Origin of the sequence: Oribacterium sp. FC2011, assembly GCF_000701645.1 — a bacterium.
GTDB lineage: Bacteria > Bacillota > Clostridia > Lachnospirales > Lachnospiraceae > Oribacterium.
In genome coordinates this window covers 68,258-89,987 of record NZ_JNJM01000011.1, presented here as the reverse complement: position 1 = coordinate 89,987, position 21,730 = coordinate 68,258, and the positions used below count along the sequence as shown (strand labels likewise).

Annotated in this window: 15 protein-coding genes; 2 read left to right on the top strand and 13 right to left on the bottom strand. The window is 43.9% G+C overall.

What is annotated here, in order from left to right:
* Positions 1 to 24 precede the first annotated feature (24 nt).
* The 7 genes from T357_RS0110435 to T357_RS20295 all read right to left on the bottom strand — a co-directional run bounded on the left by T357_RS0110435 (position 25) and on the right by T357_RS20295 (position 9,936).
* Positions 25 to 579 (bottom strand): regulatory protein RecX, encoded by a 555-nt coding sequence (locus T357_RS0110435; protein WP_081828128.1) that lies wholly within the window; start codon positions 577 to 579, stop codon positions 25 to 27.
* A 145-nt stretch (positions 580 to 724) separates the two neighbouring features.
* Positions 725 to 1,816: a recombinase RecA gene (gene recA, locus T357_RS0110425; protein WP_044916716.1), complete on the bottom strand. Its 1,092-nt coding sequence runs from the start codon at positions 1,814 to 1,816 to the stop codon at positions 725 to 727.
* Positions 1,817 to 2,245: 429 nt separating this feature from the next.
* Positions 2,246 to 3,526, bottom strand: coding sequence for a TolC family protein (locus T357_RS0110420; protein WP_031552063.1), 1,281 nt, complete (start codon positions 3,524 to 3,526; stop codon positions 2,246 to 2,248).
* An 84-nt stretch (positions 3,527 to 3,610) separates the two neighbouring features.
* Positions 3,611 to 4,816, bottom strand: a complete 1,206-nt coding sequence (locus T357_RS0110415; protein WP_031552060.1) for a TolC family protein — start codon at positions 4,814 to 4,816, stop codon at positions 3,611 to 3,613.
* 21 nt (positions 4,817 to 4,837) lie between these two features.
* Positions 4,838 to 8,053 carry an efflux RND transporter permease subunit gene (locus tag T357_RS0110410; RefSeq protein ID WP_081828127.1) on the bottom strand — a complete coding sequence of 1,072 codons (3,216 nt, stop codon included), beginning with the start codon at positions 8,051 to 8,053 and terminating at the stop codon, positions 4,838 to 4,840.
* A 20-nt stretch (positions 8,054 to 8,073) separates the two neighbouring features.
* Positions 8,074 to 9,195, bottom strand: coding sequence for an efflux RND transporter periplasmic adaptor subunit (locus tag T357_RS0110405; RefSeq protein WP_049962379.1), 1,122 nt, complete (start codon positions 9,193 to 9,195; stop codon positions 8,074 to 8,076).
* An 87-nt stretch (positions 9,196 to 9,282) separates the two neighbouring features.
* On the bottom strand, positions 9,283 to 9,936 hold the full coding sequence (locus T357_RS20295; RefSeq protein WP_049962378.1) for a TetR/AcrR family transcriptional regulator: 654 nt from the start codon (positions 9,934 to 9,936) through the stop codon (positions 9,283 to 9,285).
* A 365-nt stretch (positions 9,937 to 10,301) separates the two neighbouring features.
* On the opposite strand from T357_RS20295, the gene ispE reads away from it, so the two are divergent.
* Together ispE and T357_RS0110390 are read left to right on the top strand one after the other, a co-directional pair.
* Entirely contained in the window at positions 10,302 to 11,180 is an 879-nt protein-coding gene (gene ispE, locus T357_RS0110395) for a 4-(cytidine 5'-diphospho)-2-C-methyl-D-erythritol kinase (RefSeq protein WP_031552048.1), read from the top strand.
* 63 nt (positions 11,181 to 11,243) lie between these two features.
* Positions 11,244 to 11,948, top strand: coding sequence for a GntR family transcriptional regulator (locus T357_RS0110390; protein ID WP_330373112.1), 705 nt, complete (start codon positions 11,244 to 11,246; stop codon positions 11,946 to 11,948).
* 258 nt (positions 11,949 to 12,206) lie between these two features.
* Here T357_RS0110390 and T357_RS0110385 read toward each other — a convergent pair whose 3' ends face one another.
* The 6 genes from T357_RS0110385 to T357_RS0110360 form a co-directional block, all read right to left on the bottom strand.
* Positions 12,207 to 14,354, bottom strand: coding sequence for an ATP-binding protein (locus T357_RS0110385; protein ID WP_031552043.1), 2,148 nt, complete (start codon positions 14,352 to 14,354; stop codon positions 12,207 to 12,209).
* Between the two features lie 3 nt (positions 14,355 to 14,357).
* Positions 14,358 to 15,560 carry a metallophosphoesterase family protein gene (locus T357_RS0110380; RefSeq protein ID WP_031552040.1) on the bottom strand — a complete coding sequence of 401 codons (1,203 nt, stop codon included), beginning with the start codon at positions 15,558 to 15,560 and terminating at the stop codon, positions 14,358 to 14,360.
* Between the two features lie 169 nt (positions 15,561 to 15,729).
* A complete protein-coding gene (locus T357_RS0110375; RefSeq protein WP_031552037.1) occupies positions 15,730 to 17,208 on the bottom strand; it encodes a low temperature requirement protein A in 1,479 nt (492 codons plus the stop codon).
* A gap of 282 nt (positions 17,209 to 17,490) precedes the next feature.
* Complete coding sequence (locus T357_RS0110370; RefSeq protein WP_031552033.1) at positions 17,491 to 18,360, bottom strand: phosphoribosylaminoimidazolesuccinocarboxamide synthase; 870 nt, start codon at positions 18,358 to 18,360, stop codon at positions 17,491 to 17,493.
* A gap of 294 nt (positions 18,361 to 18,654) precedes the next feature.
* A complete protein-coding gene (locus T357_RS0110365; RefSeq protein WP_031552030.1) occupies positions 18,655 to 19,752 on the bottom strand; it encodes a sugar kinase in 1,098 nt (365 codons plus the stop codon).
* A gap of 162 nt (positions 19,753 to 19,914) precedes the next feature.
* A complete protein-coding gene (locus T357_RS0110360) occupies positions 19,915 to 21,720 on the bottom strand; it encodes a methyl-accepting chemotaxis protein (RefSeq protein WP_031552028.1) in 1,806 nt (601 codons plus the stop codon).
* Positions 21,721 to 21,730: the final 10 nt, after the last annotated feature.

Sequence of the window (21,730 nt, the reverse complement as noted above, 5' to 3'; positions counted from 1 at the left end):
GATTAAGGCGTTTCCCTGATATGATCAATAATCTTCTTCTATTGAAAGTGCATTTCTGACTGTGGAATAAGAAAATCCCTTTCGCATAAGTGATGCGTAAAGCTTCCTTTTCTGTTCTGCATCCAATGCAGAAGGGTCTTTGCACTTTTTATATATGGCAGCTTTAACTGCTCTCATCTCAGCACCTTCTGACAGCTCATCATCTTTGAATTCGGCCATTGCTTCCTTTATATCTTTTTGATTCACACCTCTCTGATAAAGCTTCTGTTCAATTTCCCTAAGGGACTTTGAACCTGAATAGTGTTTTATCAGCTGCTTTGCAAATCTTAAGTCATTGATATAATCGTATTTTTTCAGGAAATCCATGGTCTCTTCTATGATCTCTTCGCTGTATCTTCCGGATTTAACCAGTTTTTCTCTGAGTTTTGACTCAGGTTTAGCAGCCTGTTCCAGAAGGTAGAGACTCCGTTCCTTACATCGGTTTAAAAGTTTGTCATGTTCGGACATCTTGTCAGGATCAAGGTTATATCCAGACACTTCTCCGCCATGCTCTTTTAATAAATCGTCTATTGTTTTCACTGTAACATCTCATCTGTATAAGCTTTTTTGACTGTTATATAACTTGCAAAATCAAATGCCGGCCAAGGGTCGGCATTTCTTATCAAAGCAACCGCCCTTAACATAGCAGCGAGAAAATATCTCAGTATTGTAATATTCAGTCTTTTTATGCTTCATCGTCTGACTCCGAAGTTGCCCGTGCGGCTTCTGCCTCGGCAAATTCATCCTTTGGAAGTCCGTACTTCTCACGAACCTTGCCTTCAACCTCTGCCATAATCGCCGGGTTTGCCTTAAGATATTCCTTGGCATTCTCACGGCCCTGTCCTATCTTCTCACCGTTATAGGCAAACCACGCACCTGACTTTTCAACGATATTTTCTTCAACCGCAAGGTCAAGTACATCTCCTGACTTTGAGATACCTTCGCCAAACATGATGTCAAACTCGCACTGTTTAAACGGCGGAGCAATCTTGTTCTTAACTACCTTTACTCTTACACGGTTTCCTGCCGCATCACCGTTCTGCTTCAGGGTCTCAACTCTTCTTATATCAAGTCTTACAGATGCATAAAACTTAAGAGCACGTCCTCCTGTGGTGGTCTCAGGACTTCCGAACATAACTCCGACCTTCTCACGGAGCTGGTTAATAAAGATAAGTATGCAGTTTGATTTTGCAATGATGGAAGTAAGCTTACGTAATGCCTGAGACATGAGTCTTGCCTGAAGTCCCACATGGGAATCACCCATCTCTCCGTCTATCTCAGCCTTTGGTACAAGTGCTGCTACAGAGTCGATTACAAGGATGTCCATGGCGCCTGATCTTACCATGGTCTCTGCAATCTCAAGTGCCTGTTCACCTGAATCAGGCTGTGATATGTAAAGGTTGTCAATATCTACTCCGATATCCTGGGCATACTTTGGATCCAGTGCATGCTCTGCATCGATAAATCCGGCTATTCCGCCTCTCTTCTGAACTTCAGATACTGCATGAAGTGCAAGGGTTGTTTTACCTGATGATTCAGGTCCGTAGATTTCTATGATTCTTCCTTTAGGGAATCCTCCGGCTCCGAGAGCTATATCAAGAGAAAGTGAACCTGTGGGTACAGTTTCTACATTGAGGCTGGCTGCGGAATCTCCGAGCTTCATAATGGAGCCTTTTCCGAAATTCTTCTCTATCTGTGTTAAAGCAACGTCCAGTGCTTTTAATTTTTCTTCGCGGTCCTGGTTAAAATTAACCGGGGTTTTTGTGGTCTTTGCCATGTTTGTCCTCCGTAAAACATATGTTTTGTGTTATTTTGTATTTTAATCTTATTTAGATTCGATGTCAAGGAGTATAACACAAGGTTTTGCTCAATAATATACTCTAAATTCAGACTATATTTAGTTTACGGTAGGCTGTGAGCAAAAAAATGCAAGGGACGTGTGACGGCCCACGAGATTGAAAGGACACCCCCGCGGATATGTCCGCCCAGAATGCACAGGTATGTGCATTCTGATCGGACATATCCGCGGGGGTGTTCTTTCAACTCGCAAGCCTAGTCACCCATCCCTTGCATTTTTTTGCAATTTACTTTTACTGATTCCCTAGTGCATCCGGAAAGTTACTATAAATCCATCGAGGACGATTCTCGAAAGCGAGAACCGTCCCGGTGGATTTAGGGAATAATATTATTTCGTTTTTTAGGGGGATCACACAAAACCTTTAAGAGCGGCCTGGTAGTTTAGGACGGCGGCGGAGGCGTTGATCATGGCCATGTTGGCCTGGGCTTCGGAGACAATGTACTGAACAAGGGCGCCCTGGTACTCGCCGTTTCCGACTGTTCCTACGGCGTAGCTTCTTTCGGCCTGACCCTTTTGTCTTGCGGCAAGGGCATAGCCTGCCTGGGCGGCATTGTTTTCGGAAGCTGCCCTTATAACGGTGTTGTAGAGGTCAGACATAGAGACATTAAGGTTTTCACGGGCTTCGTTTCGACTGATATCTGTCTCTGTGTATCCTGTGATGTTTTTGTCCACTGTGCCCTGAGCTGTACCGTATTTAACATTATGCAGGCGGGCCTCGGCAATATCGTTATCGAGATTTCTGGTAAAGATGTAGTTTTCATCATATGCAGGCATGGCACCGATGGAAACATTGGCACAATTTGAAGAATCCCAGCCAAGGATCAGGGCCATCTTATCTCTTATGCTCCGCATATTTTCCCTGTTTTTGTTAAGGTTGATCATGGCGGATTTGAGATCTGCTTCAGCTTTTTTTACCTGGAGATCCGTGGCCATACCTACTGCCCATGATCTTTGGGTGGAATCATAAATCGTCTGGTACATGTCCACCTGTTTCTGATACATTTGTTCAAGCTCGGCAAGTGACTGATATCCTATAAATGCCGCATTCATGCCGGTAACAATTGAAACCTTGCTGCCATGCATGGACATTTTTATCCTGTTCACAGTACTTGTAAGGCCGCTTTCTGCGCTTGATTTTGCCACGTGAAGGGTATCTGTGGAGCCACTGCTGTTGATCATGGCGCTGATCATCTTTATGGACGCTTCATAAGCTTCCTTTTCGGCTTCATTATCCGTGCTGTTTTTTGCATCTTTCAGATCCGAAATCATGGCGTTTAAGTCTTCTATGGTACTGCTCAGACTGTCCACTATGGTATTCATATCAACAGCAATATTATCTATAGCCGCATACTGCTGCTGTGCTATGATACTTCTGTACTCAACCAGGTTTTCGATCTCGTCATAATCGATGACATCATCCTGAAGTCTTGCCCAGGTAACATCGTCCATGCCATTTGGGCGTCCCTGTGAGTCAACGCCGGTGAGACTTTGCTGCTTAGTGTAGGGATCATACACAGGCGTCAGAGTTCTGGTACCGGGCATGGGGTTTGATGCCAATGCTGCATTGCAGGACATTAAAGCCAATGTCAATGTAACGCCTGCTGCAGTTCTCAAAATATTCCTTTTCATAGTAATCTCCATGCGACGTTCATAAATATTTCCGGGGGAAACCTATTTCTTCAAATACAAAATCTTTATCTAAAGTCCGGATTTTTATGATGCCGAATTTGTTCCTGTTCCTGCAAGCCCGTCCCTATATGAAATATATGTAAAGTACGCTGACTGAAGTGCATACTTCTTAAGCTCAGTGTTTAACTTTGAGGATTCCAGATTAAACTGTGCACTCTCAAGCTCCCTTAAGCTTGCGGATCCCGTTTGATAACTTCTTGTGACCTGATTCAGGGTCTCTGTAAGATTCAGCTCATCCAGCTGCTGCTTTAAAAGTTCATTCTGGGCTGTTAAAAGTGCATTATAAACAGAAGTCATGTCTGACTGCACCTGATTTTTGTCACTGTTCAGAGTAAGTTGAGCACTGCTTGTTGTACTTTCTGATTCTGCAAGTGCCAGCTTCTTTTCATCTATGGCAAGGACGTAGCTGTTTCCGTATGCCTTTGTGATATCTTCCTGAAGGTTTATGGAATTGATCATTTCGTCCGTAACCTCAGGTACCGCACAAATAACCGGCTCCGCATCATATTTCCAGCCAAGGTTTACAAGTACTGTCTGCTTGTTTTTTATCCGGTCGGTTAATGCTTTCTGAAGTGCTGTCTCGTCATCCTTCAGAGTCTTTTCTGCCTTCAGAACATCAAGCTCTGTTCCAGTACCAACCTGAAGCTTACGCTGTGCCTGCTCAAGAAGATTCCTGTCATTATTTACTGTAATCTCAGAGAGTTTTGCATTAAGCTCCGATGTATATATACCGATTATTTTCTGCTTTATGGCTTCGGCAGTTTGCACTTCTGTTTTCTGATAACCCTTTGTCACTACTTCTCTGTCTGAGTTCTGGATGGTTGTATCAACGCTTGCAAGTGACGTTTTTCTTGTGAGTTCCGCAGAAGCATCCTGTGCGTCACTTATTCCCAAAGAGTTCTCATAGGTAGTTTCGATATTGTCGATAACATCGTCATATGTAAGGTCATAGGTTCCGCCGTCATCATTGTCTCTGTAGTTTATCCAAAGAGAAGAAACTGTGGGATTGTACTCATGCACAAGATCCCTTATCTCATCCCATGTAAGTACATTGTCACGGAGGGACGCCCACTCTTCCGCAGATCTTTCTCTTTCATAGGAGGTCTGTTTGGGGGCTTTGTCAACTGTAGCCCCCGTTGCTGCCAATGCTGTCACAGCGGATCCTGCAAATGTCTCTGCCAGCATCACTCCCGCCATAACAATAGCCAGTTTTTTTCCACTAATTCTCATTTAATATCTCCTGAATTTTTATCAATCCGGGAAGCCTTCAGTGAAATCTGCTTTCTCTTCCAGTTTCTCTTCAAAATCATCTTCACCTGTTGGATCATCGTCAGGTGTGCCGTAGCGTTCCCATTCCTCTGCGGCCTTCTTCTGGTAATACTCCGCAGGATTCTTACCTTCCATGTATCCGGCGCTCGGAACATCCATATCTACATTCTTTTTCTTCTTATCCATTACGGTGTAGTAAATAGGAAGTACCAGTAGGGCCAGTATGGTAGAGGCCGTAAGTCCGCCTATATCTACTATCGCAAGACCTCTCATCATTTCACCGTTATCACCGATACCTAAAGCCATAGGTATCATGGAAAGAACGGTGGTGAGGGTTGTCATAAGGATAGGTCGGAGTCTGGTTGCACCGGCTTCTATAAGGGCACGGCGCCTCGGCATACCCATTCTGTACTGGTTTACGGTATCTACATAAAGGATACCGTTATTAACAACCGTACCAACCAGCATCATAAATCCAAGAAGTGATACCATGGAGATAGATGCATCCGTCAGCCACAAAAGTGCAAAGGAACCGATAAGTGCCAAAGGAAGTGTGGTCATGACCATGAATGAAAATCTCATGGACTCAAACTGCGATGCCATTACTACCCAGATGAGGAATACAGCGATAACCAACGCTACACCAAAGGATGCGAACTCTTCCTGCTGTGACTGATCGGAAGAATTCAGACCCGTGGTTATACCATTTACGAGATACTTCTTGATCACTTCATTATTGATGCTCATTCGGGACATCTGATCCGCCTTAGTGGTGTAATCAGCCGTTATGGTTGCAATATACTTCTTGTTTTCTCTCGAAATAGAGGCAGGTGAATCCTCAAATACCACCTCACTGATGTCCTTAAGCTGTACCTGGGAGCCGGAAGGGGTTGTAAGGAATACATCCTTGATCTTTTCTACATCATCAAACTCATCCTTAGGATACTCTACGGTAACATCGGTATTCTGTCCGTCTATACGCATGGTCATGGCTTTCTTACCGGAGATCATGTTGTAAAGCTGATTTCCGACACCCTGAGGTGTAAGACCTTCTGCATTAGCCTTTATAGGATCCACATGAATCTTGATAAGGGGAGCCGCATTCTCCAGTGAAGAGTGAACAGCTGTAATATCTTCCCTTTTCTGAAGCTCTTCCACTATTTCCTTGGAGGCCTGTTTCAGATCATTATAATTTGAAGACTTAAGTATAGTCTCATACGTCTCCTTTGCCGTTGACATACCGGACATGGAGTTATTGGCCTTTACGGAAACCACCGCATCGGGAAAACCATCGAAAAGCTTACGATAGTAGGTGGCTTTATCCTTTGTCTTCATGCTCCTTTCTTTTATAAGCTCCACGGTGACGGTAGAACTGCTTCCGTAATACATGGTCTGGATACCCGAACCGCCAGAAGACACTCTGTAGTTTTTTGTATCCGGATCCTGAGAGACTACATCCTCTATCCTGAGAAGCATCTTATCAATTTCATCTACCCTGAGACCCGATCTTGTATTCAGGGTGATGGTCAGCTTACCGTTATCGGTTGCCGGCATCATCTCTACCTTGATAGCTCTCAATAATCCAAGTGAGCTAATGAAAAGGGCAATTGAAATGATAAGCACCAGAGCTCTGTGGTTAAGGAACTTATCGATTATTACGCGATAGGCTACCTGCATTCTCTGTATAATATTATGTACCGGAGCATGATTATTCTCCTTCGGTTTATACATAACAAAGCATAGAGGCACTATGGAAACCGCTGAAATAAGGGACGAAAGCATGCAGAACACGATGGTAAATCCAAGGGGTCCGAAGAACTGTCCCATAAGTCCCTTCATGAAACCAAGCGGCAGGAAAACTACGCAGGTGGTAAGGGTCGAACCAAGAACCGACTCACCGACTGTCTGTATGGACTCGAGAGCTGCTGACTGTCTTGTTTTCAAGCCAACCGTACTGTACTTATCCATGGCTCTGAAGCAGGCTTCAAGTACAACTATGGAGTTATCAACCATCATACCAACGCCGAGAACCAGGGCTGACATGGTGACCATATTAAGGGAATATCCCATTGCCCACATGGCTACAAGTGCTGTAAGGATAGACAGCGGGATTGAGGTACCAACTATGAGAGATGCCTTCAGATCTCCGAAGAACAGTATGATTATGATCATGGAAATGATAACGGCCGCGATCATTGTCTCAAACACTGATGTCAGAGAGCTCTTAATGCTGTCTGCATCATCATCGATTATACGGATCTTCAGATTATCATCTCTTGCTTCCAGCTCCTCGATAAGCTTTTTAGCCTGATTTGACATGGAAACCGCCGACTCACTCTGTTTCTTGGTGAGATCCAGCATGATGGTATCCTGTCCGTTGTATCTTCCTATGGCCTCCCTGTCTTTGAGAGCCAGATTTACGCGTGCGATATCACTGAGATATACGGTGTTTCCGTTTCCTGTAGTGATAGGGATGCTTTCAAGAGCTTTTACCTTGTCATAGGTATTACCTGTGGATACGGACAGCTTCTGTGTGCCTACATTGGTGGTTCCCGCAGGGAGGGAGAAATCCGCCGCTGCCACTGTGGAAGCCACTGTTGCCATGGTAAGGTTATATTGCTTAAGCTTATCCGGCTTTATCTCAATGCTTACATACTGCTTTTGTCCGCCGGCAAGTGATACACTGGCAACTGTTCCAAGGCTTTCAAACTCAGGGGAAATATCATTCTCAACATAGTTATACATATTATCCTGAGCCGAATTCTCTATGGACAGGCTGAGTGAAGCCTGCTCGTTAACATTCATGGTGAGGACATCCGGATCATTGGCACCATCCGGAAAATCTGTCTTTACCCGGTCTATCTTCTTTTTCAGCTCGTCGTAAGCCTTATCCATGTCAGTACCATACTCATACTGAACCATGGTGAAGCCATAGTTTTCCGAGGATTTGGAGGTGACTGTTTTTACATCCGAAAGTACCGCAACACCTTCTTCAATAGGCGATGTTATAAGTTCATCGATATCTTCCGGGGACGCACCGTTGTAGGTTGTGGTAATGATGATTACCGGAACATCGATGTTTGACATAAGCTCCATCTTCTGATTAAGAAGGGACATTATGCCGAAGAATATGAGACTGATGACTACCAGGAGGGTGGTAACCGGTCTTCTGATGACAAATTCGGTTATTTTTTGCATTATAATGCTCCTTCCTGATATCAGTCAGCTGATATATTTCCATTTTCGTCTATGATACGAACGCTGGCTCCGTCATATATATCCTGTGTCCAGCTTGAAACGATCTTATCGGAGGTTGTGATGCCGTCCAGTACCTGGTACTCTGATTCATTTGTGATTCCCAAAGTAATGAAGGCTCTCTTGGCGATGCCGTCCTCGTATACATATACATAAGGATTTCCGGATGAATAGTAAACATAGTCCGCCGGGATGATCGTGGTATCATCAGCTGTTGCAGCGGTAAGTTTAACCTTTGCGGCAACACCGTCTGCAAGAGCTTCGGCATTTTTAAGATCTGCCTCTACCGCAAAAAGTCCTGTGGAGTTATCTACCAGTCTGCTTAATTTAGTTATGGCTCCCTCATATTCGGAACTGTTTTTTTCAACAGTCACCTTCTGCCCGATGGAAAGGTTGTTAAGGATTTCCTCAGTCACACTGAAGGTAACCTTTCTCTGACCGGAACCCGTGATGACACAAAGCACCGAGGACTGTGAAACAGTTCCGTTTAATGTCATATTCTGGTTCTGTATGGTTCCGTCGGAAGGAGCTGTAACTGTTGCGTATTCAATCTGGGTATCGTAATTCAGTTTTGCAGACTCTGCCTGAGCTTTTGCGGAAGCAACCTGGGCCTGAGCAGCATTGGCAGAATTCTGTGTAGACGTAAAGGTCTGAGGAGCCACATCACCTGCCTGGAAGAGCGGTGTCATACGATTTAATGCATCCGCCGCAGTAGCAGCCTGCTGCTGAGATGCCCGGACGGAAGCATTAGCTGCATCAAGGCTTGCCTTTGCAGAATCTATGGCCTTCTGGTTATCTATCTTTGCGATGGGATCTCCTTGCTTTACGGTGTCACCGTTCTGCACATAGATCTCTATGATCTCGCCTGCAACCTTCGGAGATACACTGTAAGTATCAGAAGGCTGGATCTTTCCCATTATGGAAGTATCATGCTTTATGGAGCCTATGGAGGCAGTGGATATGGTAACCGCAGGAAGTTCCTTCGTCTGGATCTCCTCCTTCGGCTTCATGATCCTGGCTGCGATTGCCCAGCCAATAACGCCTATTATTCCAACAACGATTAATATTGCTACCGGTTTTTTCATACAACTCTCCAATCTTTTCTATGGAAATATTTTTTCAGTCAAATGTCACTCTGTCTGGTTATTCTCTGTTTTTTATGCTCTCTTCTTTTATGAAGCCTCGATAAGTTTCCGGGCCTCCCTGCCTGCTCCGTATCTCAAAAGCTCAAGCTGCATATTAAATTCCCGAAGGATCAGGTTTTCATCTTTATCAGGATGGAGCAGCATGTTAAAAAGCGCTGTTACGGAAAGCATATGTGCGGATTTCAGTATCAACCCAAGTCTTTCTTTACTTCCTCTTACATCCATAAGGCTGAGATCAAGATGTTCCATCATCCATTCCAACTGTTCCTTCTCGGTCTCTTCCCTGATCTTAATATCCGTTTCCACCCAGTCCACCACTCGTCTCATCATATTTGTCTGAGTAAGAATGTTGATACTCTGCTGTATGGTTCCTTTTTTCATGTACCCGGCCACTCTTCGAGTGTATTCTGTAATGGCTTTCCAGAAATCACCTCTGTTTTCCAATACTATCTCCTTCAGAAAGTGACTGTTTTTTTCTCCTTCTTCCTTGAATATGTATTGGAGAAGATCTCTCTTATCCTCAAAATAGGTATAGAAACTGCCTCTGGAGATACCTGCATTTTTGATGATCTGATTTATGGATGCTTCTTCATAGGGAACCCTGGCGAATTCTTCTCTGGCCGCATTCAGGATTCGTTGCCGTTTGTCCTTCGACAACTTTTCGAACCTTTCCGTTGACACTTATAGCCTCCGATTCTTATATATCCCTGCATAAACTCAGATGCAGGGTGCATTATACTGCTGTTAACTGTCTTCTGCCTTGTGTGGAATACCTGTTATAGGGCAGTGTTATGACATTTTGTCATTTTTAGTGACAGTTTGTCACCTCGTGATATCTGAGTATAGTGACAAGGTGTCATTCTGTCAATTATTTCTTCTGCATTATTTTACTTTTTCATAAACAATATATTTCATTTTTATATTTTTTTTAGAATATTGTATAAATCCAAGTACACAACTCCTTGCTTAAACAGAATATTTGCATTACAATAACGGAGTATTGTATACAAAGAACGATTTATATATGAATTTCGGAGATTTAATTTATGGACAGTGTTAAACTGCAGGCCTACGGAAAGATCAACTTGTCTTTGGACGTTTTACGACAAAGAGAGGATGGTTATCACGACGTAAGAATGATCATGCAGACCGTAAAGCTCCATGACAATATCGACATGCAGAAAACAAAGGATCCGGAAATAAAGCTTACAACCAACCTTTCGTTTCTGCCTGTCAATGAGAACAATCTTATGTACCGCGCAGCCAGGATGCTCATTGATGAGTTCGATATCAAAGAGGGCGTTTCAATGCAGTTAAAAAAGGTGATCCCCGTTTCTGCCGGAATGGCAGGAGGATCAACCGATGCGGCTTCTGTTCTTTACGGAATGAATAAGCTCTTTAATCTGAGATTATCCACAGAAGATCTTAAGTTACGTGGAGTTAAGCTTGGAGCGGATGTGCCATTCTGCCTCACGAGGGGTACTGCCTTATCAGAGGGAATAGGCGAAGTACTGACTCCTCTCAGGAAGCTGCCGTCCTGCCCCATAGTGCTTGCGAAACCGGCGATTTCCGTATCAACTAAGTTTGTATATCAGAATCTTCATGTTAATGACCTGCCGGCAGAAGCTCATCCGGACGTTGATTCCGTGATAGCCGCCCTTGAAAAGCAGGATGTTAATGAAGTTGCCGTAAATATGGGAAATATCCTGGAGACAGTTACGTGCAAAAAGTACCCGGAAATAGAGCTTATAAAAGATGCCATGAAGGAGCTTGGAGCCGTAAATGCGATCATGTCCGGCTCAGGTCCTACGGTATTCGGTATTTTCAGTGATGTTGCCGAAGCCCAAAAATGCTATGAAGCTTTGCGATTCGGAAAATACAGGAATCTCGCCAAGCAGGTCTATCTTACAGAGCCATGGCTCTGATATGACGATTCTTCTTATTCCGGAGATAATCTAACCTATTAAATATTGGAGGACAAAACCTTGATGAGTGAATTCACAGTTAACATGAACGAGTATCTTCCTCTCAGAGATCTCGTTTTCAATACTTTGAGACAGGCAATCCTTAAGGGGGAGCTGAAACCCGGTGAGCGTCTCATGGAGATTCAGCTTGCTGAAAAGCTTGGGGTTTCCCGCACGCCTATAAGAGAGGCTATCCGTAAGCTGGAGCTTGAGGGTCTTGTTATCATGATTCCGAGGCGTGGTGCCGAGGTTGCCAAGATTTCCCACAAGAGTTTACAGGATGTTCTTGAGGTTCGCGGCGCACTCGAGGAGCTTGCTACAGATTTGGCCTGTCAGCGTATCAATGATGAGGAGTTAAAGGAGCTTGCAGATGCGGAAGACCATTTCAAAAAGGTTGTTGAGAATAATGGCTCTGAAATGGAGATTGCGGAAGCTGATGAAGCCTATCACGACATTATTTACAAGGCTACCCGCAATGATAAGCTTGTTCAGATGATCAATAATCTTCGTGAGCAGATGTACAGATATCGTCTGGAGTATATTAAGGATGAGGCTCAGAGGGGTACTCTTATCAATGAGCATGAGAAGATTCTTGAGGCTATCAAGATCCGTGATATCATTCGTGCCAAGACTCTCATGAAGGAGCATATCGACAATCAGGAGTCAACGGTTTCCCAGAATCTGGAGTGGGAAGCAGAGGCTGAAAGCAAAAAGCAGCGGAAGAAGTAACCGGCCGAGCCGGAAGGCATCTATTAAAAAACGAATCGCTGCGGCGGAAAAATCTAAAATCGAACCCCTAAGAGGCTCTAGACCCTCGCCAATGTCAGATATTTTCTTTATGAAAAATCTGACTTGGCGAGGGAGCTAAGGAAAATGGATCAAGAGCCTCTAAGGGGTTCGATTTTGATTTTTCTCGTCCTCGCTCAACGTTTTTTAATAGATGCCTTCCGGCTCTTACTCTATCTATACCTGTTGAGTTTTTGCTTTCTACTGTCTGCTTTCATGACAAGTGAAATAAATTACCTGGTAGGACCGGGCGATTTCGTCGAGGAATTGCATTGCGCCGGGGATTTTGTAATCGTCCAGGTTTACGAAGGGGTCATCCAGTAGGATGAAGGGTTTTTCTTTTTGATACATGGCTTCAATGAAGGCCATTCTACGGGCAAGTTCCACCATGTTGCGGAAGCCTGCGGAGAGGAGCTGGGTGCTGTGCTCACGACCGTCTGCTATGAAATTCACGTTAAAATGGGCATCCATGCGATAAGGTATTTCTCTGAGACCGTTGGTATTGATGAGGATACGGTAAAACTTTTCAAAGGCAGACATAAGGGGCGCCATATATTCTTTTGTGAAATTGTTATGGGCTTCTTCTATATGGTCTCTTGTCAGTATCAGAAGGTTGTATCTTTGTTCCAGCTCCCGGAGCTCATCCAGGCCGAGAACATACTGTCTTTCCTTTTCATAAATCTTTTCAAGTTCTTTTTCTATGTTCTGTGAATGCAGTTTTAATCTGTTGATGGTTTCAACTGCTTCATTGTATTCCTCTGTGGTTTCCTGAAGCTTACGGCTAAGGGTTTCAAAGCTTTCACCATCTTCTCCGGGTCTCATGGCATTTCTTAATTTCTCTATATCATGGGTCTGTTCAAACTCTGCCTTCTCCCGTCTCTTTAGAGCCAGTTCTTCGGCAAAGCCTTTTATATCACATAGTCTGTTGTATCTCAGGATATCGTTTCCCAGACTTCTGAAGGCTTCGAAATCAACATTGTCGGGATCCGAAAAGTCAGCTTTTGGGTAATATCTCATCAGATACATAACTACTTCAGAAGTCAGTTTATCTATCTCTTCGTAAACTTCGTCTATAGTCTGGCGGTGTCTCTCATTTCCACCTGAGCTTTTATGACCATGGTTTCCGGAGACTGCCTGAGAGATAAGCATTATGATGAGCATGGATAATCCTGCTGCCAGTATGCATACTCCTATCACGAGGCTGAGATCCGTGAATATCATGTAGGCTCCGATGATGATCAGGATCACCGAAAGGATACATACCATGATTCCGGTCAGATTTGAAAATTCTCCGCCATAGCCTTTTCCACGAGTCCGGAGGCCGGCCTGCTCCATAAGGTCAAGCTTTTCATGGAGGAACTGTATACGTGATATCCTTTTTTCGATACCTCTTAGCTCAGTTTCTCCCGGTACACCATTCCGGAAGCGAACATCCAGCTCCCTCATGTCGTGATTAATCCGGGAACTTCTTTCCTCCGGAGTAAGGGTGTCGGCTTCAGCTCCGAAATGTCTTCTCTGTATCTCCATCAGTCTCTTTTCACACTCTGAAATATCCTCTATAAGGTCTTCATATTTCATTTTGTCTTTAAGTGTATCCTGATACTGACTGAGAGCCATGGCACGGCTGTTTAGTATCTCTATGTTTTTTGCTCTGGTTCTCTGTTCATCTCCGAGATTTTTTAACCGCTCCGCACTGCCGGTAAGTTCTTTCTCCAGGGCTTCCTTGTTTTTAAATTCAGACTGAAGGATCTCCAGCTCCATTCTTTTTTTGAAGATGGCTCCGGTTCTTCTGTTGGGGGAAAGGTTATTTACCTCATCCTTTATGGATTCCATGACCGTTTCGTAGCGGTTCATGTCTTCGGGGTCTTCGGAAACATTGCCAATCTTGGCATTGATCTGAGAGGTCATACCTGTTTCCAGTTCCTGCTGCCCTATGAAAACGGTTCTTCTGAAGGATCTTTCATCGATCTTCAGTATCTCTTCACCGATATTTTCACTGAAGTCCGTTGACGGGAGGTTTGTTTCGGCATCATACAACGTAAAGGTATCCTGAGCCTTTCTTTCTCCGAAGGTCCGCACTATACGATAGCTTCTTCCTTCCGAAAGTTCAAATACCAGTTCTCCTCCGAAGGTACCTCCCTGCCAGGGTCTGAACTTCTTACGGTCATTATCCTCGTCCTGGGATTTTCTGTCGCCGGAGAGTCCGTAAAACATAACTCTTATGAAGGAGGCCAATGTTGTCTTCCCGAAGCCATTTTCCCTCAGGAAAACATTGAGACCTCCACTAAAATCTATGCTCCTGTCATGGAGCTTTCCGAAATTTTCTATTTTTGCACTGATAAGTTTCATTTATTAGCTTCCTATAAGCAGCTTTATGCCGCATTCTATGATCTCGGCCTTTAACTCATCACCGATTTCCATATCTTCACGGACTGATCTTATGAATTCTCCCTTCAGGGATCTGTCATTCTCAAAGATCCGGTAGTCAACAGTCCGGCGGGTATCATCAACTACTTCTGTATAGTAGAACATGGAATCAAGCTGACTTCTTATGAATGTCATATTTTTTTCGGCCGTGATATCAAGCTCTCCCTTAAGGATAACTCTTACCATATCTTCCGGTTTCAGCCGACCGCCCCCTGACTCCTCAAGGATTTCTTTTATGGCATCGCTGTCTAAATTTTTTATCTCCTCTGAGGAAGCAGGCACTCCGCCAAGCAGCGACAGCTCTGCCTTAGTTCTGCTTACTATATCAATAGAGGTTTCCAGACCTGTTATGTCCACGGGTACCAGCCAGAGATGTCTCGTACTGAAATCGATCATCTGACGCTTCACTTCATGGGTCTCTTCATTTATGTCAAGCATTATGAAGCCATGCCTTGAACACTCATCAAAACCTCTTCCTTCAAGGCATCCCGGGTAACACCACATACCTCTCCCGTCTATCCGGCCTTCACTGTACTTGTGAATATGTCCGAGAGCCATGTAATCTATATTATGCTCCGCGTAGTCGGAAATATATATATCTTCGTCTGTTTCCGCCGATTTTTCAGTACTGTATCCTGTTATAACCTGACCGTGGAGCATGACGATATTGAAGTCTTCTTCTTTAAGCTTCAGGGTTCTCGCCGCCCAGTTCTCCGGAAGCTGTGCTCCCGCAAAGCTTGTACTCAGTTCTCTTCCTGATACAACTATGTTCCCTGACAGTCTGAACATCCTCCATGAATCATTAAAGGTATACATGTTCTCCGGTAATGCTTCTGCCCTGTTCAAAAAGGTATCCGTGTCATGATTTCCTTTTAAATAGAAGAAAACTATTTCCGGATGGTTTCTTATGCTGCCGATGACAGCATTGGCAGTTGTCCCGCTGACTGCTGCCGTATCGAACATATCGCCGGATATAAGAATCGCTGAAACCTGCTGCTTTGAAGCATATTCCAGAAGCCTTAGCCAGGTGCCCAGAAGCTCCTGCCTGCGTTCCTTTGCTCTCTTCTCATCCAGGTGTGTATTTAATCTGCTGTCAAGATGCAGATCTGCGCAATGTATAATCTTCATTTATCAAAACCAAACCCTAAATTTCAAACAAATGTACGTTGTTATTTTATCATTTAAATCCTTACAACTCAACTGTTTTATTTTTAGAGTTATCCACCGGGGATAACTCCATAAATAAACATCGACAGCGGAGATCCTCTGCTGTCGATGATAGGGTTATCTATAGTATTTATTCGATATATCCGCCGACCTTCATTTCTTTGAGACGTATATGGTGTCTTCTCAGGAACAGGAAGAAGATGCCGAATACAAATACCACTGTTATAAGTGCACCTACAGCCTGATTATATCCGAATATAAGCATCAGACCGGTGTATGCCGCAAGAATCAGGAATATCTTCGCCATAGAATCAAATCCAAACTTAAAATGTTCCTTTGCATACCTCTCTATGGAAAGAATGCAGATATAGTAGATGGTCATGGTGATGACCATCCATATGGTCTTCGGAAACAGGGGCACCAGAGGTCTTGACAGTAGTTCAAGGGCAATGGTGGTGGAGTTGATGGCCAGGATCATGATAACATGTATCACCAGGAAACCGAGGCCCGAGGTCCTTTTATGATGGTCAAGTACGTTGTCATAAAAGAATCCGTAGCTCAGGAACATGCCTATGACTACAAGGAAGGAGGAAACATTGAGCCAGATGCCTGTTTCTTCCTTAAAGAAGCCGGAGATGCCGATAATCATTTCTCCGAAGGTCAGGATGACCAGCAGCAGGTTTCTTTCCGCAAAATGAGGGAAATCACAGGGTCTTTTGTCATAAGCCGTGTGCTCCTTTAGCTTTCCGATGTATCCTACTATCAGCGCAACCGGTGAAATCACTATTCCCGTCAAATGATAAACCGGGATTGAAATAACGATCAACGCAAACTCGAAGGTCAGGATGGTTACGTTATTCCTTAGGATTTCCTTATCGATTTCATCCAGTCTCGTAGCAAATCGCAGCTTATCCCAGCTTCTGTAGGCAATATTCAGCATTATCAGTGCCCAGGCAATGTGGTAGCGATTATAATGATCAAGAAAGTGAAGGTTGGAACCGCTGGCCATGTAATACAAAAGGTACATGTTGATCAAAATGCTGATGTAATCTCTCAGTGCCTTCCTTCCGTATCTGTTGAAAAACATGGTGGTGAACATCCAGACCTGCATGACTACCGCGGTAAGGAATATAAATGTCAGTATGGCTTCCGCAGGCGGGAAGGATTCTTCATAGCTATGGAAAATGGCGTTGATAGTTCTCAGGCTGTACACAAAAATCAGATCATAGAAAAGCTCAATGTACTCAACCTTTTTCTCAACGTGATCTTCCGGTGCGGGACTCTCCTTATTTACTCTGGACCAGATTCGATAGAGGATTGAGCCTTCCGCTTCCTTTACCGGTCTGTCCTCATCTATTTTTGTTTCTCCCGCAGCCTTTTCAACTATTTTGTTGAAATACTCTCTCTTCTTATGCTCTTCTTCGTCTATGTCCTTTCCTTCGGTACGGACATGTATTTCCATTAATTCCTGTATCATGGGCTTAACGGTGTAGTCTTCCTTTTTAAGACTGCTTCCGTCGGAATCCAGGCCGGGAATGTCTACATCTTCCGTATATCCACTGTGCTCAGAGCCTTTTTTCTTTAAATCGATATCATCTTTTGAATTCATGGTATCTCTCCTTTAAAACCCCGGTCTTTTATCCATGCCATACTATGCCCTTGTGACCGACCTCTTTATAAATCATTCCCCTTAACCCATATCTTGTATACAAAAGTGCACAAAAAGTCGGAGAACACTGTAAAATTAATATTCAAACTAACTATATTTACGTGATTTTACCATACAAAAAAAGAACGGCACAAGACATCTCTTGTGCCGCTCTTTGTTTTTATTTAGATACTTTACAGCAGTTCAGCCCATGGTCCACCGGCTGTACTTGTTACAATACTTTTACAGTGTCTTGCCTGTAAGCATGGTATATGCTTCCTTATAGAGGTCAACTGTCTTATCAACAATATCCTGAGGGAGGGTAGCATTGTTATCAGGATTTGCTTTCAACCAGTTACGAACAAACTGCTTATCGAAGGAGGACTGACCCTGGCCTTCCTTATACTGATCGAGTCTCCAGAATCTGGAGCTGTCAGGTGTGAGAACCTCATCAGCGAGAACTACTTCGCCGTTCTCATCGAGACCAAACTCAAACTTTGTGTCTGCAATAATGATTCCCTTTGAAAGAGCATAATCAGCACACTTTTTATAAACAGCGAGTGTTGCATCCTTGATCTTTGTGGCAATCTCTTTTCCCTTTCCGGGGAATGCCTTCTCAAGGACTTCTATGGACTGCTCGAAGTTGATATTCTCATCATGGTCTCCGAGATCAGCCTTTGTGGATGGTGTGTAAAGCGGCTCGGGAAGCTTCTGGCACTCAACCAGTCCCTCAGGAAGCTTTAATCCGCAGATGGTGCCGTCCTTCTTGTAGTTCTCCCATCCTGATCCTGTGATGTATCCGCGCACGATGCACTCAATAGGTATCATCTCAAGCTTCTTGCAAAGTGTTGCTCTGCCATCAAATTCAGGCTTCTGGAAATACTCCGGCATATCATCGTTATCAACTGAGATCAGATCGTTTGGAATAACATCCTTTGTGAGATCGAACCAGAACTTTGACATCTGAGTAAGAACTCTTCCCTTATCGGTGATCTGGTTATGAAGAATCACGTCAAATGCTGAAATTCTGTCAGTAGCCACCATGATAAGCTTGTCACCGAGATCATAGATCTCACGTACTTTACCTTCCTTGACCGGTTTAAAATCTGCCATCTTTACCCTCCATATTCAATTAAGGACCCTCGCGTCCGAATTGTGTTACCGAAATTTAGTATAATTCATTTGGCTTAAATCACAAGTCCAATTATGCATACAAAAATCACTGTTTTCAGGTTTTATTAGTTGCAAATGCCAAAACGCAGTGCCACACGGATCCCGGAATTAAAATCCTGAAGGAAATCCACCGGAGATACCATATAACAGAAAAAGCAGGCCTTTCAGCCTGCCTTTCCTGTTTTAGGTTATTTATAGAAAAGAGTTTATCGAGTCAGTAAATTTAATGAGAGTTTATCTCTGTACACGAGCTCCTGCACCACCCATAACGGCTTCAACTTCTTTCTTTGTAGCCATTGTGGTGTCACCAGGAGTTGTCATGGCAAGTGCGCCGTGAGCTGCACCATAGTTTACAGCCTTCTCGGCATCGCCGGTTGTCATAAGTCCGTAGATAAGTCCTGAAGCGAAGGAATCACCGCCGCCTACACGGTCCATGATCTCAAGACCCTTGTAATCTGCTGCCTTATAGATCTCGCCGTTTGCCCAGCAAAGAGCTGACCAGTCATTAACTGTTGCAGTGTGAACAGTACGAAGTGTTGTGGCAACAGCCTTGAAGTTAGGATATGTCTTAACAGCCTCGTTGATCATCTTCTTGTAGCCGTCAACATTAAGCTCCTTAAGAGACTCATCCTGTCCCTCGATCTTGAAGCCAAGGCAGGCTGTGAAATCTTCCTCGTTACCGATCATAACGTCAACATACTTTGCGATTTCTTTGTTCACTTCCTGAGCCTTTGCCTGTCCGCCGATAGCTGACCACATTGAAGGACGGTAGTTAAGATCATAAGAAACGATTGTGCCGTACTTCTTTGCTGTCTTGATGGCTGCGATAACAGTCTCTGAAGCCTGCTCTGAAAGAGCTGCATAGATTCCGCCGGTATGGAGCCAGCGAACACCGAGCTCACCAAAGATATAGTCAAAGTCGAAATCTTCAGGCTTTGCCTTTGAGATAGCGGTGTTTGCTCTGTCTGAGCAACCCTTTGCTCCACGGATACCGAAACCTCTCTCTGTGAAGTTAAGTCCGTTTCTGCAAACTCTGCCGATTCCATCTGTATCCATCCACTTAACAAGTGATGTATCAACACCGCCCTGCATCATGAAGTCCTCTACAAGATGACCTACCTCGTTGTCAGCAAGAGCTGTGATAACTGCTGTCTTAAGTCCGAAGCACTTACGAAGTCCGCGGATAACATTGTACTCTCCGCCGCCTTCCCACGCACGGAAGGATCTTGCTGTTCTGATCCTGCCTTCGCCCGGATCAAGACGGAGCATAACCTCTCCCAAAGAAGCTGCATCAAATGTACACTCATTTGCCGGTCTTAAATTTAAATCCATATCTTCCTCCATTTTAAACTGAAAATAATACTGTTCATCAGTTAATTAAACTCATTTATTCTACGACACGCCCACTTTTTGTAAGCGCTTTCAAAAGCAATTAGAAGTATAGCACAAGACATCTGAAATCTTCAAGATGTCTTGTGCTATTTTTTTAAAATTTTATACCTCAACAAACTTTCTGGTTGCGGCGTTAAGTTTTCCTGTTACTTCAACATTGTGATCCATAGCCTCTGAGATTCCACTCATATCGCCTACTATCTCCATGGTATTCTGAGCGGAAAGGGTGATGGCCTGTGAGCTCTCGGATACGGAATTTGTGATGGAGGATACGGAATTTGCCATATCAGACATTATACCATTGAGATAATCCGCCTTATCTTTAAATGTGACAAGCATCGTATTCATGGTATCTGCCGTATTTTCGTACTTGTTTCCGGTCTCAACGAAGCTGTCGTAATCCTTAGTTACATCCGTCTTAATGAAATCCAGAACCATCTGGGCATTAGATGCAAGCTCCTCAACAGCAGATGTAACATCCTTGCTTATACTCTGGATATCATTAGCGGTCTTCTTGGAGTTTGCAGCCAGATTGCTGACCTCGGAAGCAACTACCGCAAAGCTCTTTCCTGCCTGTCCGGCACGGGCTGCCTCGATGGAAGCATTAACGGCGATAAGATTGGTCTTTTCCGCTATATCAAGTATGTTCTTGGTAAGTGTATTGATTTCCTTAACCTTCTTGGAATCTTCAAGAGACTTTGCAAGCACTTCACTGAGTTCGCTTACCTTCACGCTCATGCCATGCTTTCTCTCCGTAACATGCTGCTTTATCTCATCAGCTTCCAGCTTGATGCCTGATGCGGTTTCTCTTCCGCCGGTTGCTTCACGGTTTATCTCATCCGTTGAGGCCTTTACTTCCATTACCTGATCATTGATGGAGGATACCATCTCTGAAACCGACTGCATGCTGGCGCTGAGCTCTTCCATGGCAGCGGAGGTACTCTGTACATTTCCGTTTGACTTGTTGAGCTTCATTGTAACTGTTTCGGTGGAAGTATTAAGTACCTCAACACCGGACTTAACCTCCTTCATGACATTCTGAAGGGTCTCTATGAAGAGGTTAATGCCGTTTATGATATAAACAAGTTCCGATGCACTTCTGGTATAGATTCTTGTGGTCAGATCTCCCTCACCCTTTTCTATCTTTCCGATGATATCACTTACTTCTCTTGAGATGTTCTTTATCTTTCTCACTATTCCGAAATAGTTAAGAAGGAAGTTAAATACTATAAGGAGGATAAAGAGTCCTGTACCCCGGATGGCAGCTTCTATTCCGTTTTTCAGCATCAGCATCATTTCCAGATTACTGTTGTCAGCCTCAGCTGTAACGGCTTCATCTATAACCTTGCAGGAGTGGAATATGGCTACCTTCTGGAGCTCCGCCCTGTTAAAAAGTATATCATAGGCTGTATCCTGATTACCCTGATCGATGGCTGCAATGGATTCATCGATCATTACATTAAGCCGGTCATACTGTTTCTGTATCTCCTGAAGAGATGCTAATGCCTCGGCCTGTGAATCCGCATCCAGCTGTTTTTTAAGCTCGGAAATATCCTCACTTATAATAGTTCTTGTAGACTGAATCTCAGGGAGAAGAGCTACACGTGTCTCGTCGGCTTTTGCCGATACGTAGCCTATTGCCTGATCATACAGGGACATGACATCTGACTTAAGTTCTGCTTCTTCTGTACTGAGAGACAGAACATACTGAGACATTGACCTGCTGTTCAGAGTCTGCTGCTGCATCTGTCCTATAAGCATCCTCATCACAAACATGAATGCGATAAGCATTACGATATTTATAGCACTAATCTGAAACATTACCGTGCAGAAAAACAAAGGACTCTTTCTTACTTTAAGCTTTTTTTCTTTAATTCCGGCATTTTTAGCCACCATAAAGTTATCCATTATGTTCCTC

Coding starts and splice junctions, on each gene's coding strand:
- recA (WP_044916716.1), bottom strand. CDS start 1,816: ATGGCAAAGACCACAAAAACCCCGGTTAATTTTAACCAGGACCGCGAA.
- T357_RS0110420 (WP_031552063.1), bottom strand. CDS start 3,526: ATGAAAAGGAATATTTTGAGAACTGCAGCAGGCGTTACATTGACATTG.
- T357_RS0110415 (WP_031552060.1), bottom strand. CDS start 4,816: ATGAGAATTAGTGGAAAAAAACTGGCTATTGTTATGGCGGGAGTGATG.
- T357_RS0110410 (WP_081828127.1), bottom strand. CDS start 8,053: ATGCAAAAAATAACCGAATTTGTCATCAGAAGACCGGTTACCACCCTC.
- T357_RS0110405 (WP_049962379.1), bottom strand. CDS start 9,195: ATGAAAAAACCGGTAGCAATATTAATCGTTGTTGGAATAATAGGCGTT.
- ispE (WP_031552048.1), top strand. CDS start 10,302: ATGGACAGTGTTAAACTGCAGGCCTACGGAAAGATCAACTTGTCTTTG.
- T357_RS0110390 (WP_330373112.1), top strand. CDS start 11,244: ATGAGTGAATTCACAGTTAACATGAACGAGTATCTTCCTCTCAGAGAT.
- T357_RS0110385 (WP_031552043.1), bottom strand. CDS start 14,354: ATGAAACTTATCAGTGCAAAAATAGAAAATTTCGGAAAGCTCCATGAC.
- T357_RS0110380 (WP_031552040.1), bottom strand. CDS start 15,560: ATGAAGATTATACATTGCGCAGATCTGCATCTTGACAGCAGATTAAAT.
- T357_RS0110375 (WP_031552037.1), bottom strand. CDS start 17,208: ATGAATTCAAAAGATGATATCGATTTAAAGAAAAAAGGCTCTGAGCAC.
- T357_RS0110370 (WP_031552033.1), bottom strand. CDS start 18,360: ATGGCAGATTTTAAACCGGTCAAGGAAGGTAAAGTACGTGAGATCTAT.
- T357_RS0110365 (WP_031552030.1), bottom strand. CDS start 19,752: ATGGATTTAAATTTAAGACCGGCAAATGAGTGTACATTTGATGCAGCT.
- T357_RS0110360 (WP_031552028.1), bottom strand. CDS start 21,720: ATGGATAACTTTATGGTGGCTAAAAATGCCGGAATTAAAGAAAAAAAG.